At 51.0% G+C, this 13,543-nt stretch carries 12 protein-coding genes; all 12 read right to left on the bottom strand.

What is annotated here, in order from left to right; genetic code table 11:
• Positions 1 to 21: 21 nt before the first annotated feature.
• A complete protein-coding gene (locus tag DXC51_RS19870; protein WP_025488478.1) occupies positions 22 to 1,179 on the bottom strand; it encodes a glycosyltransferase in 1,158 nt (385 codons plus the stop codon).
• 87 nt (positions 1,180 to 1,266) lie between these two features.
• Positions 1,267 to 2,376 carry a glycosyltransferase family 1 protein gene (locus tag DXC51_RS19865; protein WP_117545231.1) on the bottom strand — a complete coding sequence of 370 codons (1,110 nt, stop codon included), beginning with the start codon at positions 2,374 to 2,376 and terminating at the stop codon, positions 1,267 to 1,269.
• Between the two features lie 190 nt (positions 2,377 to 2,566).
• Positions 2,567 to 3,304 (bottom strand): DUF2334 domain-containing protein, encoded by a 738-nt coding sequence (locus tag DXC51_RS19860; protein WP_117545230.1) that lies wholly within the window; start codon positions 3,302 to 3,304, stop codon positions 2,567 to 2,569.
• A 113-nt stretch (positions 3,305 to 3,417) separates the two neighbouring features.
• On the bottom strand, positions 3,418 to 4,338 hold the full coding sequence (locus tag DXC51_RS19855; RefSeq protein WP_117545229.1) for a methionyl-tRNA formyltransferase: 921 nt from the start codon (positions 4,336 to 4,338) through the stop codon (positions 3,418 to 3,420).
• A gap of 73 nt (positions 4,339 to 4,411) precedes the next feature.
• Entirely contained in the window at positions 4,412 to 5,389 is a 978-nt protein-coding gene (locus DXC51_RS19850) for an SDR family oxidoreductase (protein ID WP_117545228.1), read from the bottom strand.
• A 127-nt stretch (positions 5,390 to 5,516) separates the two neighbouring features.
• A complete protein-coding gene (locus tag DXC51_RS19845; protein WP_117545227.1) occupies positions 5,517 to 6,833 on the bottom strand; it encodes a nucleotide sugar dehydrogenase in 1,317 nt (438 codons plus the stop codon).
• Between the two features lie 117 nt (positions 6,834 to 6,950).
• A complete protein-coding gene (locus DXC51_RS19840) occupies positions 6,951 to 8,057 on the bottom strand; it encodes a glycosyltransferase family 4 protein (protein ID WP_117545226.1) in 1,107 nt (368 codons plus the stop codon).
• 93 nt (positions 8,058 to 8,150) lie between these two features.
• On the bottom strand, positions 8,151 to 9,116 hold the full coding sequence (locus DXC51_RS19835; protein WP_117545225.1) for an ATP-grasp domain-containing protein: 966 nt from the start codon (positions 9,114 to 9,116) through the stop codon (positions 8,151 to 8,153).
• Complete coding sequence (locus DXC51_RS19830; RefSeq protein WP_025488471.1) at positions 9,113 to 9,751, bottom strand: sugar transferase; 639 nt, start codon at positions 9,749 to 9,751, stop codon at positions 9,113 to 9,115. Before DXC51_RS19830 ends, DXC51_RS19835 begins: the two co-directional genes overlap by 4 nt.
• Before the next feature lie 110 nt (positions 9,752 to 9,861).
• Positions 9,862 to 11,004 (bottom strand): aminotransferase class I/II-fold pyridoxal phosphate-dependent enzyme, encoded by a 1,143-nt coding sequence (locus tag DXC51_RS19825; protein ID WP_242991298.1) that lies wholly within the window; start codon positions 11,002 to 11,004, stop codon positions 9,862 to 9,864.
• 102 nt (positions 11,005 to 11,106) lie between these two features.
• On the bottom strand, positions 11,107 to 11,499 hold the full coding sequence (locus DXC51_RS19820; RefSeq protein WP_021633635.1) for a VOC family protein: 393 nt from the start codon (positions 11,497 to 11,499) through the stop codon (positions 11,107 to 11,109).
• Positions 11,500 to 11,615: 116 nt separating this feature from the next.
• The gene (locus DXC51_RS19815) at positions 11,616 to 13,523 is read right to left on the bottom strand and encodes a polysaccharide biosynthesis protein (protein WP_025488469.1); all 1,908 of its coding nucleotides are present in this window, start codon (positions 13,521 to 13,523) and stop codon (positions 11,616 to 11,618) included.
• Positions 13,524 to 13,543: the final 20 nt, after the last annotated feature.

Raw genomic sequence — 13,543 nt, 5'->3', positions numbered from 1 at the left:
ATTACAATTGAATTTTACCTTTCACACATCCTCCGCCATCCCGCGGAGCTGTTCCACATAAGCTTCATTGGAAAAGCAGGCCGCCCTCTTAAGCGCCGCATCAGCATATTTTTTATGCAGCTTCTGATCCGTCAGCAGGCGCAGCATCTGTTCCGCCAGAAGTTCCTCTTCCTGCGTAATCACCCTGGCATCCAGATTTTTCTGCGTTTCCAGGTTGGGAATCAGAATACCGTAGTCTCCGTCCACATATTCTTCTTTTCCCACATAAGCCTCAAAATCATCCATGAGGATCTCCGCCGGCCCGGTCATGCAGTTGGTAGAAATCACCGGCTTGCCAAGGGCCATGGCCTCCACAAGCACATTGGGAAAGCCTTCGTTTAAGGAAGTCATCACATAAATACTTCCCAGCTTCAGCCACGGGAAGGGATTCTTCTTTACCCCCGGGAAGCTTACCGCATCCGAAATCCCCAGCGCCTCAGCCAGCTTCCAGTACTCCAGGAAATCACCCTCTCCCACAATCACCAGCCGGGAATCCGGCAGCCTGCGATGAACCAGGGAGAAGCTTTTTACCAGATGCCAGAAGCCCTTTACATCGTCCTCGCGCCCCATGGACACCACCACCGGCCCGCAGTCCTGAAAAGGAAGTCGGCTTTCCTCCTCCTGCGCCCGTTCCTCTTCCTCTTTGATATCAAAAGGATTATAAAGCGTAGAGGTAGTCTGACAGTCGAATTTTTCCCGTATTTCTTTCTCAATCGTACGGGAACAGCTGATTATCCGATCCGCTCTGCTACAGAAAAGCTTCAGAAGCCTGGGATTTCCCATATCCATATAGCTGCGGACACCGCACCAGGTCTTTCCACGGGATCTGGAAAACACATTTACCAGATTGGCTGTGGGGCCGAAGCTGTATGCAATATCGATTCCCAGATCCTTTTTCAGTGCGCTTACCCTCCGGCTCCTGCGGAATACATTGCGAATCTTAAGCAGCTTTCCCTCCGCCGCCCCCATATGCAGGTCGATCACATGGAGCCCCCTGATATCATAAGCAATATCCCTGGCACTGAAAATCACAATATAAACTTCATAAAATGGCTCCAGCAGGCGCGCAGTAGCTACGCAGACCCGTTCAAAGCCTCCCTGATGCAGCATAGGTACAATAAGCATAACTTTTTTCTTCATTAACATTTCTCCTGGCAGATGTTAAAATCCGGCTGCGGCAAAATCCTGGCCCGACCGCCGCAATCCCGGCCGCCTTTTCCTTGACGTCTATTTTTCCTGCAAATATATCTCTTCCAGCAGCTTTACCTGATCCGACACATCAAAGCCGGCCTCCCTGACTGCCTGCGCCATTTGCTCCCGCCTGTAATTCTTCCGTAAAAGCACATTTTCAGCCCAGTCTCCGGCTCCCATGGAAAGGGGCTTCGCCTCGGCCAGTTCTGTAATGAGCACCTCCGGCGTTACGCTGTCGGATATCAGGCACCGCAGCCCGCAGGCCTGGGCCTCAATTACCGATCCCGGAAGGCCTTCAAACAGGGAGGGAAACACAAAGAAATCCATCGCCTGATAATAATCGCTCACCTTCCCCTGGTTTCCTGTGAAAATCACCTGCTCCAAAACGCCCAGCGCCGCCGCCTTTTCCTTCACCTGTTCCATCAGGCCGCCCTCGCCCACCAGCAAAAGCCTTGCCCCCGGCAGTTTTTTATTCACCGCTGCAAAAACATCCAGAAGAAACAGGTGATTTTTCATATGGCCAAACCGTCCCACATGGCCTATCACGAAAGCATCCTCAGGGATCCTGAGGCTGCGCCGCATCCGCTCCCTGATCTTCTCATCATAGGCAAAGGCCGGCGCGTCGATGGCATTGGGAACCGTCTTCACCCGTCCCTCATCCCACATTTTTTTTCCAAACACCGCTTCTCCCGCCAGTTGGGAGCAGGTCAGACACATATCTGCCTTTTTCCCCAGATTTCTTCTCAGGAAACGGGTCAGCTTCCCCTTAAGCCCCGGATCCACTCCAGCGCTCCTTGCATGGGCAATCGTCAGCGGCACGCCGGATTTCTTTGCGATCGGCAGATAAATGGACGCCGTGCTTGTCATATGTCCGTGCACTGCCCTGTAGCCGGGATGTTCCCTGAAAAAATCCTTCCAGGCCCTGCGGTAGGCCGGCCAGTTTATCACCCGGAACCTGGGGAAACGGTAAATATGCCCTCCCAGACGCTCGATTTCCTCGTCAAAAAAACCTTTTTCCCCGGTGTGGACGGCAAAATCAAACTGTATTCTGTTTCTGTCCATGTGGCGGTAGCTGTCCATTACCCGGCTTTCCGCGCCGCCCAGGCTGGTTCCTCCCAGAACCTGAAGCACTCTCACTGTTTTCATTCCCGTTTTCTGCGCCTTTCCTACTTTCCTAATTTATATGTCTCTGGTACGTGTTCCTTCACGATGACACCCCTGCACTGTACACTTTTTACAGCAGCACCCTTTACAGCATCACTTTGCTGTGCCCCTCTTCACGTGTCTCTCTTTACAGTACCACCTTCATAGCCCCCTCTTCACAGCCTCACTCCGTTCAGGAAAGCAGCTTCACCAGGATCCGTTTGCAGGAAGCCTGTATATATTCTGCAAGATTTCCTGCAAAACCGCGTTTTGTGACAGGAAGCGCCAGCAGCTGACCATAGGAAATAAACCGATCCGGATACTCTGCAAGCATTCTTTCATACCAGCCGATTTCCGTCTCGCTCATTCCGTTGGCGTGGATTACAAGGGTAGTATAGCCTTCCCTGTCCTTAAAACAATCTTTTTTACGGCTGGATATGGGGAGGAAGGTCAGCCCCTCCCGGGAATAGGGTGCTTTTCCGAAACCATCGGTAAGGTATCTGAAACCGCATTCTCTCAGCGCCTTCAGCGTATTCCTGTCAAAGGTATGCCCCGGCGCCATAAAAATATCCGTCCGGATCCCCTTTTCCTCCAGTATTTTTTTCCCTTCCTCAATCATGCTTTTCTGTTTTTCATAAGGTACGCCTGCATACTCGGAAAAGCGGTTCAGGGGAAAGCATCCCCCTTTTTGGGTGGTATACCGGTGATACTGCCCATGCTGCGCAATTACCCAGCCCTGCCCGCGCAGCTTACCAAGATACTCCCAGAAGTCTTCCCTGGGAGGATCCATACGCAGATTTTCATCCCGGTTATCCGGCACCACGCCGATCAGAGGGCAGATACCGTGCCTGTCGAACAGCTCCTTCAGCGCCAGAAAATTTTTCCAGTTCATATCTGCCGTAATATCATCCATTCGAATCGCAATTTTCATACGTAACCCTTTCCTAACTGTTCAGTCGGGCCGGCCTTAAGAGGCCAGAAACAGTAACCGTTCAGACGGGGCTGGACCGTTACCTGAAACAGCCACGCCCTTATATGACCGCCTTACTCCAGCCTGTCTCCCGGAAGCAGCCTGCGGCCGCATTCATATTCCTCAATCAAAAGAGAACCGTCCACTGTGCGGACTATCAGCTTTCCGTCAATGCTGTCTATGATTTCTCCCGGCGCATAAGCGGAAAAATCCATGATTTCGTCAAAGGGATGGACACTCCATACCGTAACCCTGTCATCCCCGCACAGGCAAAAGGCTCCGGGGAAGGGGCGGGTCACGCCTCTGACCAGGTTATAGATATCCCTTGTTTTCCCATGAAAATCGATTTTCCCGTCCGCGGCAGTCCGTTTGTTGTACCAGCCGCTGAAATCCCTGGACTGTCTGTTTATGGTAATCCCATCCTTCCTGTACGCTTCCAGAAGCTTCTGAATCAGCCGCTTGGAGGCCAGGATGTTTTTGTACTGCAGCGTACGGATGGTATCATGAGGATTGATGGAAAACATTTCATTGGCAAACACATTCGGGCTGTCCGGGTCCGCATCATACTGAAACAGATTCAGGATAAACCGGGTGTCCCCGTTGATAACCGACCAGTTCAGCGGAGAACGCCCCCGGCCGTAGGGCAGATAACCGCAACTTCCGTGGAAGCCGAAAATACCGTGTGCAAACCGATCCAGCACGGACTGGGGAATCAGCCGCTGCCAGCCCATGGAAATACCGATTTCAAATTCATTCCCATCAAAGAACCGGACCGTTTCTTCATCCTTCAGTCCATAGGAATGGGTTTCGAATACAGGGATTCCATACTTTTCCGTTAAAAAACCCAGTCCCTGGTAGCCGGAAACCTGGTTTCCGGAAAGCACGTCGGGATGGATGGTCACCACCAGATCCACAGGACATATTTTTTCATGGATAAAGGTCACGATTTCCGCCGTGGTATCCTTTACGCCGAATATTACCACTTTATATTTCACTTATCCGTCCTCACCTTTCCAAAACAAACGGGACCAGACTGCCTTTCCAGGCAGCCAGTGGCCCCGGCTGTATTTATTTCAGATTCTCTTTATACCAGTCAATGGCAAGCTTGATTCCCGCTTCAAAATCATAGTCAGGGTCATATCCCAGATTGGTTCTTGCCTTGGTGATATCCGCATTGGAATCCCGCACATCCCCTTTTCTGGCCGGCCCGAATTTCGGTTCAATGTCCTTGCCCAGCGCCTTGCACAGATAATAATAAATGTCTATCAGGAATTCTCTTCCGCCGGAACCGATATTGTAAGCTTCCCCGGCAGCTTCACTGGAAGCCAGGCAGGCCTTCAGGTTGGCTTCGATAACATTATCAATGTAGGTAAAGTCACGGGACTGTCTGCCGTCCCCGTTAATCGTAGGCACTTCATCATGCAGCAGCTGCTTTAAGAACTTGGGGATAACGGCCGCATACATGCCGTCCGGGTTCTGTCTGCGTCCGAACACGTTGAAATAACGCATGCCGTAGGTATCCAGCCCGTACAGCTTCTTATAAAGCTTCCCATACTCCTCATTGGTGCGTTTAGTGAGCGCATAGGGAGAAAGCACCTCGCCCTCAATGCCTTCCTTTTTGGGAAGCGCGGGGTGGTCGCCGTATACGGAAGAGCTGGAAGCATATACGAATTTCTTTACGCCGCTTTCCCTGGCCGCTTCCATCATGTTCAGCGTTCCGCCGATGTTGTTCTGCTCATAGAAAATGGGCATTTCAATGCTCCTGGGAACACTTCCCCAGGCTGCCTGATTCAGCACGTAATCCACGCCGTCGCAGGCTCTGCGGCAGATCTCCAGATCCTTGATGTCACCCTTAATGAAAGTATAGCCCGGACGGTCAAGGAACATCTCCACGTTTTCCTGCTTTCCGGTGGATAAATCATCCAGGCATCTTACCTGATACCCCATATCCAGAATCGCTTCACAGAGGTTGGAACCGATAAAGCCCGCGCCTCCAGTTACAAGAAATACACTGTCTTTGTCAAACTGCAAATGTTTATAACCCATTTTCCTATCCTTTCCTTTTCCGGCAGCTGTCCGGTATCCTACAGTTACCTTTTGCCTCAGTATTCCTGCGGCCGTTCCGGCTTTCCTGCCGCTGCGGCTGCACTATATTCCATAAACCGGCGCCTTCTTAAAGTCTCCAGTAGATATAATCCTGTGTAAGATAATCCTTACGGTCCAGGATACCCTTGATATCAACAAGCACCTTCTTCGCATGCTCAGGTTTGAAATATCCGGCGATATCCTCCCTGGTCATGTGGCTGAATTCTTCATGGGCCACAGCGATGACAAGCGCATCCAAATCCTTCACTTCACTTCTGTCTGCCAGCTTCACGCCGTACAGTCTCTGCGCTTCCTGTGCATCCGCTGTTTCATCCACAATCACAGGCTCAATTCCGTATTCTCGAAGTTCTTTAACAATATCAATGACCTTGGTATTTCTCGTATCCGGGCAGTTTTCCTTGAAGGTAAAGCCAAGAATGGCTACTCTGGCAGTTTTTACCGCAATATCCGCCCTGATCAGGTTCTTCACCACGTTCTCCGCCACATATCTTCCCATATCGTCATTGATCCGGCGGCCGGACAGAATGATCTGGGAGTGGTATCCCATTTCCTCCGCCTTATAGGTAAGATAATAAGGATCCACGCCGATGCAGTGTCCGCCCACCAGGCCGGGGAAGAACTTCAGGAAATTCCATTTGGTTCCCGCCGCCTCCAGTACGGATTTGGTATCTATGCCCATCTTATTGAAAATTATGGAAAGCTCGTTCATGAAAGCGATATTGATATCCCGCTGGCTGTTCTCAATTACCTTGGCAGCCTCCGCAACCTTTATGGAATCTGCACGGTAAACTCCCGCCTCTACCACAAGCTCATATACCTTTGCAATCTGATCAAGTGTCTCTTCATCCATACCGGAAACGATCTTTACAATGGTTTCCAGACGGTGCACCTTATCGCCGGGGTTAATACGCTCGGGAGAATAACCCACCTTAAAATCAACGCCGCACTTCAGGCCGGATTCCTTCTCCATAATCGGTACACAAATATCCTCCGTAACTCCCGGATAAACGGTGGATTCAAATACGACAATGCTTCCTTTTGTCAGGTTACGGCCCACCGTACAGCTGGCTCCTTCAACGGGACGAAGATCCGGCGTATGATCGTCATTTACCGGCGTGGGAACCGCTACAATATGGAATTTTGCTTCCTTCAGCTTTGTTTCATCGGAAGTAAATTCCACGTTCGCCTGCTTAATCACATCATCCCCCACCTCTCTGGTAGGATCAAAGCCGGCCCTGTACTGCTCCACCTTCTTTGCATTCAAATCATAACCGATAACTTTGATTTTTCTGCCAAAGGCAACGGCAATGGGCATCCCCACATAGCCAAGCCCCACAAGAGAGAGCTTTTCTTCTCCGTTTACAAGTTTTTCATATAATTCCATCTGTGACCTCATTTCCCGAATCTGTTTCATTCGTATCTGTCTGTTTTATGGATAAAATTTATTGTAAAATCATTGATTACGGTCTATCCGCCATCCGCTGCAAAAGCTGCAACGTGTTTACTTCATCCCCGCGGTCAGCTCTTCCAGATAAGCAGCCACCACAAAATTCCTGTCGAACCTCTCCTCCACGAACCTGCGGCCGCACAGTCCCATTTCCCTGCGCTTTTCATAAGGAAGGCTGAGGAAATGCTCCAGCGCCTCTTCCAGGCTGTCCGCATCCTGCGGTGCAAAGGCCAGCCCGCTGCGGCCTTCCTCAAAGGTATCCAGGCATCCCTCCACCGCACTGGCAAGCACCGGTCTGGCGGTTGCCGCCGCTTCCAGAAGCACATTGGACATTCCCTCGTGATAGGAGGGATGCACCACTGCCTGGCATTCCTTTAAAAATTCAGGGACATCGTCCCGATAGCCGTAGTAGCGGATGGCGCCTTTCTCCTCCAGTGCTTTCACACGCGGCTCATAAAGCTGCCTGGTTTCCTCTTCATAGGCTCCCAGTATCTGAAACAGGGTGTCCGGATGCCTTTCATGTATCCTTTGCGCCGCTGTCAGCAATTCTTCAATTCCTTTATCCTTCATAAGCCGCATAATAGAAACAAACCGCACAGGCGTATCCGCCGGGTATTCCTGCGGCAGATGTTCCTTCAGGTTTACGCCGGAGCCCGGAATCACCCTCGTCTTTCCGGTGACGCAGCCCCTCTGAACCAGGAAATCCCGGTTGCCCTGATTCTGGAAAAAAACACAGGAAGCCTTTTTCAGGGCTGTCCTGTACATGAGGACAATCATTTTCTGCAGCACACCTCCATGCTCCAGCGTAGTGCCAAGCCCCGTCACATTGACCAGGTAGGGTGTTCCTGTGAGCCTTGCCGCAAGCCCTCCGTAAATATTCGGTTTTATCGTATAAGTCAGCACCGCCGCGGGGCTGTGCGTCTTTATCAGCCTCCGGTAAAACAGCAGCAGCTTCATGTCCTTAAACGGATTCATGCCGCGCCGCTCAAACGCGGTGGGGATGTATTCACAGCCCAGGGCCTTAATCCGCTCCACATATCCGGTATCCGGGACAGATACAAGGACATGGAACCCTTTCTCCATGAGCGCCTTCAGAACTTCCTTACGGAAATCATAAAGCCCCGAATCGCTGTTGGACAGTATCAGTATGGAAGAAGCCATGGCTTTCTCCTTATTTTCCTATTTTTTGTCTCCGTTCGGTTATCCGGACACCAAGCTTCACCCTTACGGCAAATGCGCCGGCCTGCCGGACAGTTACAATTTCCGAATCATGATCTCATTATATTTCATCATGCAGATATTTTCTTCGTAATCGCCGATATTCTCCTCATTGGCCGCTCCCTCCAGATTACGGATAATCTGCGCGGGCACATTGACGCCGCAGGCATACGCATGGGGATAGCCGCCGCCGAAGCGGGGATTGACCTCGGAAATATAGTACGTTCCGTCCACCTTAAAAATATCTATGTCAATAATACCACAAAATCCGACGGATTCAACGAATTTTTTTATAAGGCCAAACAGTTTCGCGTCTTTCACCGAAACGGATTTATCCGTTTCTCCTGCGCGCATTTTTACTTTTTCCTTGACAAAAATTGAAGTTACCTTTCCCGTAAGCATATCAACATACACATCCGCGCCATATTCCGTGCCGTCCATGTATTCCTGGATCATCATGTCCTCATTATGCCTGCAAAGCAGCTCCACTTCTTCCCGGCAGGTCACTTTATTGATATTGATGCTGGCGCTTCCTTTGGCTGGCTTCACGAAAACAGGATATGCTATCTCCCCCTTCTCCACCGCCCTCTCAAACTCCTGCAAATCCATAAAGCAGCGTCCTGTGGGGATTCCAAGCTCCGTCAGCTTTTCAAACATCCGGTATTTATCAAAGGATATGGCAACCGCCTCCGCCGGGGATATAATGGGCGTTGTTCCAACGGCTAAAAATTCCTCCCTGTGCTCCGCCAGCATTGTCAGCTCCGGATCTATCAGGGAAAAGACTCCTGTAATTTCCTTCTCCCGGCAGATATCCAGAATTTTCTCCAGATATCCCGGCTCTGTAATCCGGGGTACGAGGATTGCTTCGTCAGCCTCATATATCGCCGGGGCCAGCTCGCTGCAATCCGTGGCGTATACTCTGCCCTTTCCTTCCAGCTCCTTCCGGAAATACTGCACCACCTTATTTCTGGTTCCTGCGCTTAAAATTAATATATTAATCATGCCTGCTTTTCCCTTTCCTGCCTTTTGCTGCGGATTTCAGCCAGATTTCCTTCCGCTGCGGAGGTATCCTCCGCCACCTCGCTGTGATCAAATACCACCATTACCGTTTTCCACAGGACCTTTAAATCCATGGCCAGGGAAAGCTTCTTCACGTATTCCACATCCTTGGCCAGACGCTTATCCCAGTCCAGGAAATTCCGGCCCGATACCTGGGCCAGGCCAGTCAGGCCGGGCCGCACCGTATGGCGCAGCTTCTCCTCCTGTGTATACCAGGGAAGATAGGAAACCAGAAGCGGCCGGGGACCGATGATGCTCATGTCCCCCTTCCAGATATTAAAAAGCTCCGGCAGCTCGTCCAGGCTGGTGGCCCGCAGCATTTTACCGAATTTCGTAAGACGTTTGGCGTCAGGAAGCAGATTCCCCTGGGCGTCCCTCTTATCCGTCATGGTGCGGAACTTACAAAGGGTAAATATTTTTTCATCCTTTCCCGGCCTTTCCTGGTGAAAAAGCACGGGGCTTCCCAGCTTGATGCGCACAAGGACCGCCACCACAAGAAGGATGGGGCTCAGAAGTATGATCGCTATGGAAGAAAGAAAAAAATCCAGAAATCTTTTGCCGAATTTCCTGTAAAACATTGTTTCCTCATTTCTCTGCTGCCCGGATGCCGCATAGCTGCCGCCTTTTTTCAGAACACCACAGCCACTGCCGCGGTCCGTAAAATGCGACCTGCAAGCTTCGCATCCCTTTAAAACAGGTTTCTGATGGTATTTATAATGAGTTCCATATCCTCCGGCGTGTTCTTGATATCGCTGGGAAGACAGAAGCCCTTCTCAAAAATACGTTCTCCCACGCTGCCGTTCTCCTGCAGTGTAATAAAATCGGCATCGGCAAAGACCGGCTGCAGGTGCATGGGCTTCCAGATAGGCCGGGATTCAATATTTTCCGCCTCCAGCGCATCCATGGCCATGTTGGGCGTCACGCCGCTTTCCGGTGCAATCGTCATACAGGAGAGCCAGTTATTGGCGTCCCCGTCGGGATTCAGGGGGTTCATTGCAATTGCCGGGATGTCGGCAAATGCCTCTTTATATTGTCTGTAAATTTCCTGTTTTTTCTTTTTATGCTCCTCCAGATGAAGCAGCTGGCCTCTGCCGATACCCGCTACCACATTGGACATCCGGTAGTTAAAGCCAATCTGGGAATGCTGATAGTGCCTTGCCTTATCCCTGGCCTGGGTGGAAAGGAAGCGGGCTTTTTCTATTGCTTCACCGTCCCTGGAAACCAGCATGCCGCCGCCCGAGGTGGTGATAATCTTGTTTCCGTTAAATGAAAAAATGCCGTAATCCCCAAAGGTGCCGGTCATTTTCCCCCGGAAGGTAGAGCTTAAGGATTCCGCCGCATCCTCGATAAGCGGTACATGATGGGCATCACAGATTGCGCGGATTTCATCAATTTTCGCAGGCGTCCCGTAAAGATGGGCGCAAATCACCGCTTTTGCCCCGGGATATTTTTCAAAAGCCTTTTCCAGGGCCTTAGGGTCCATATTCCAGGTATCCTCCTCCGCATCGATGAAAACCGGAGTCCCTTTTTCATAGCATATGGGATTACAGGTGGCGGAAAAGGTGAGGTCGGAAGAAAATACCACATCCCCCGGCTGTATCCCTATCAGGCGCAGCGCCAGATGGATTGCCGCTGTTCCGGCGCTGAGCGCCGCCGCATATCCGCAGCCTGTGTACTCCTCCATTTCCTTTTCAAAAGCATTGACATTGGGGCCCAGCGGGGCTACCCAGTTGGTGTCGAAGGCTTCCTCCACAAATTTACGCTCTTCTCCATGCATGGTAGGAGAAGAGAGAAATATTTTTTTCTTCTGCATTACACTGTCTTTGTCCATATTTATTCCTCCTGGTAGTTTTGGGAAGCAAAATGCGAGCTCTCTGCGAGCGGAGGATTTTCCTCCTGACTATCACAGGTCTGCCTCGGGAAGCTTTATTATTCAGCAGCCTTCCAGCAGCTCTATCATTCCCAGCCGGCTGTTCATAAGGAATACAACCCTGCGGTTTCCAATGGCCGGCGCCGGCGTGGGCTGGTCAATCTGCACATAGCCGTTCGCCGCGAGCCGCTCCAGATCCTCCTGAAAATCGGTACATTCATAGCAAATATGGTAAGGCGCGTTCTTATAGGTCTTCAGCAGCCCGGAAACCACGCTGTCAGGGGCATTGGGGCTTACCAGCTCCACCACATACCCATCCTTTTCCAGGAACAGGATATCGATTTTACGATGTGGATCCGGGGTGATTTCCCCCAACCTGACATAGCCCAGCTTTTCAAATTCCTCCGCTGCCTTTTCCAGCTTTTTTACAAGATATCCAATATGGTGAACCTTCATTTATTTTTCCTTTCCATAGCGGTTCGGTTAAGTGGACCGTTACAGGCATCCGGCATTAAAACTATCGCGTGGCGGGTCGGATGCTTGCTGCCGCCAATGCACTGACCTGCTGGAAGTTACTGTTTCACTTCATTTTCCGCCGCATTCTGGCCATACACATAGGTAGGCACAATCTGCGCCACAAGCGGCCTGATGTCCGCGATTTCATCTTTGGAGGCATCCTCCAGCTGCTTGAGCTGAATAAAAAATTCCCTCTCATCCAGCTGTATCGGGCGGCCGATATGAATCAGCCGGTTGTCCGTATCCTGCATTCCTTCCTCATCCATAAGAAGCTCTTCATAGAGCTTTTCTCCCGGGCGCAGGCCGGTAAACTCGATTTGAATGTCCTCCCCCAGCTTATAGCCGGAGAGCCGGATCAGGTTCTTCGCCAGATCCAGGATTTTTACAGGCTCACCCATATCCAGGATGAATATTTCCCCGCCCTTGGCATAGGCGCCCGCCTGCAGCACCAGGGAAACCGCCTCCGGTATGGTCATAAAATAGCGGATGATATCAGGGTGGGTCACCGTTACCGGCCCTCCGGCCGCTATCTGCTTTTTAAACAGGGGAATCACGCTGCCGTTGCTGCCCAGCACATTGCCGAAGCGGACGGCCACGAACTCCGTGTCATAGTGCTTGTTAAAGGTCTGTATGATCATTTCGCAGATCCGCTTGCTGGCCCCCATGATATTAGTGGGGTTCACCGCTTTGTCCGTGGAAATCATGACAAATTTTTCCGCGCCGTTCAGAGCGGCGGCCTGCGCCGTTTTCCAGGTTCCGAATACGTTGTTCTTAATCGCCTCATTGGGGCTGACCTCCATGAGCGGCACATGCTTATGCGCTGCCGCATGGTAGATAATATCCGGCCGGTACGTCTCAAAAATGGAATTGATACGCTTCGTATTGCGGACCGAAGCAATGAGGACGGTCAGCTTCAGCTCAGGAAAATTCTGCAGCAGCTCCTGCTGAATATCATAGGCATTATTTTCATAAATATCCACAATTACCAGATGCGCCGGTTTATGGGATGCCACCTGACGGCAAAGCTCGCTGCCGATGGAACCGCCTCCGCCGGTTACCATAACCACCTTATTCTGCACATAGCTCAGGATGGAATCCAAATCCACGCGGATAGGCTCTCTTCCCAGGAGATCCTCCACCTCCACGTCGCGCAGCTTGCTCACGCTCACTTCACCGTTGACCAGCTGGTACATGCCAGGCAGGGAACGCAGCTTACAGCTTGTTTCCTTGCAGATGTCCAGGATATCCCTGATTTCCGTACGGGGCGCTGAGGGCATGGCGATAAAAATTTCATCAATATCATACAGATCGGCGGATTCGATGATTTTATCACGGCCGCCAACCACCTTGATTCCCTGGATGAACTGGCCCATTTTCTGTTTATCATCATCGATGATGCAGCGGATGACCATGGTGCTGTAATTGCTTGTGACAATTTCCTTGATCAGCGCGTTTCCGGCTTCCCCGGCGCCTATGATCATGACGGAAATGTTATTTTTCTTGTTCTGCAGCCTGTGCTTATGGCTTCTTAAAAACCGATAAGAAAAACGGCTGACAAAGGTAAAGCTGATAAGCATGAACAGATACATAAAATAGTAGCTGTCCGGCACCGGCTTGCCCGACACCTTGAAAAGATTCAGCCCCACGCCGGAAACCACGGCGGAAAGGAAGCAGGCCATGACCAGGCTCTGCATTTCATTTTCCCCGGCAAAGGCCCACAGGCTGTGATACAGGCGAAAGAGATAGAAAATCCCCATGGTCAGCAGGATATTCAGCGGAAGGAAATTCCTGATGGGCATCAGGAACTGATCCGGAATCTCATCCAGATGCATATCATACCGCAGCAGGATCGCCAGAAAGCTGGAAGCTGTCACGCTCAGGATATCATATATGATGAGCGCGGTCCTGCGGTAAAACAACTGATAATTAAAATGCTGTTTTGTCTTGTTCTCTTTATCCTTCATTATCGTTTACTCTTTTCTTT

The organism is Eisenbergiella massiliensis (genome assembly GCF_003435485.1).
The sequence above is the reverse complement of the archived record's forward strand: the minus strand, read 5'-3'. Positions and strand labels throughout refer to the sequence as shown.